This is a genomic window from Devosia riboflavina, assembly GCF_000743575.1.
GTDB lineage: Bacteria > Pseudomonadota > Alphaproteobacteria > Rhizobiales > Devosiaceae > Devosia > Devosia riboflavina.
The window spans coordinates 1-1,029 of the sequence record NZ_JQGC01000103.1 but is presented as its reverse complement, the minus strand read 5'-3'; the positions used below and the strand labels follow the sequence as shown (position 1 = coordinate 1,029).

1 protein-coding gene and 1 pseudogene are annotated in these 1,029 nt (G+C 61.8%); both read left to right on the top strand.

Going from position 1 to position 1,029, the window contains the following annotated elements:
- Nucleotides 1-396: pseudogene (locus JP75_RS24905) on the top strand (ABC transporter substrate-binding protein); the annotation flags it as partial.
- Nucleotides 397-468: 72 nt separating this feature from the next.
- On the top strand, nucleotides 469-1,029 hold a 561-nt coding region (locus JP75_RS24900), incomplete at its 3' end, for an aminopeptidase P family N-terminal domain-containing protein (protein WP_035088051.1).

Below are 1,029 nucleotides of genomic sequence, written 5' to 3'. Positions count from 1 at the left end.
ACCGGCTCGCAGGTCATCACGAAGTACCGTGCCCGTACCCACGAAGGCATGCTGCTCTATTGGGGTCCGGACTTCATGGACCCCGATTCCAACGCCAAGGCCTTCGCCTTCAACGAAAACAACGCCGACGACAATTACCAGTCGACGACTACCTGGCGTAACGGCTGGGCTGTCCCGGCCGAACTCAACGAAGAGACCAAGGCTGCCCGCGCCGAAGCCGACCCGGCCAAGCGCAACGAGATGTATATCGACCTTCAGAAGAAGGTTCAGGCCAATTCACCCATCGTCATCATGTTCCAGGCCGCGACCCAGGTTGCCATGGACAAGAAGGTCGATGGCTATGTGAACGGCGCCACCAGCGACTTCGTCTTCTACCGCCTGGTCAAGAAGAACTAAGTTTCGAAAGCCGCAAGCAACGAGCCGCCCCACGGGGCGGCTCAGTCGTTACAAACCGAATGGAAATCCGACATGTATGAAGAACGCCTGGCGCGTTTGCGCGAACAGATGGCAGCTACCGGGACGGACCTGGTCGTCGTGGGCCCCTCCTCTCACCTGGTTTGGCTGACCGGCATGTCGCCGCATGGCGACGAGCGCCCGGTGCTCCTCATCGTCAGCAAGGACCATGCTGGCTTCCTGATGCCGGCGCTCAATGCCGACAGCCAGCGCCCCTATACCAAGCTGCCCTTCTACACCTGGACCGATGCCGACGGCCCCAATGCCGCCCTCGCGTCCCTGCTCGGTGACCTCGGCGCCAATCGCGAGAACCTCACCATCGCGCTCGATGAAACCATGCGCGCCGATTTCGCGCTGCTGGTGATCGACGCCCTGCCCGGCGCCAAGCGCAAGTTCCTGACCGATACGGTCGGATACCTGCGCGCCCGTAAGGACGATGCCGAATACGCGGCGCTCAAGATGAATGCCGTACTCAATGACGGCGCCATGAAGGTCGGCTTTGCCGCCCTCAAGCCGGGCGTGACCGAACTCGAAGTCGGCCAGGCTATCCGTGACTATTACCTCGCCAACGGCGCC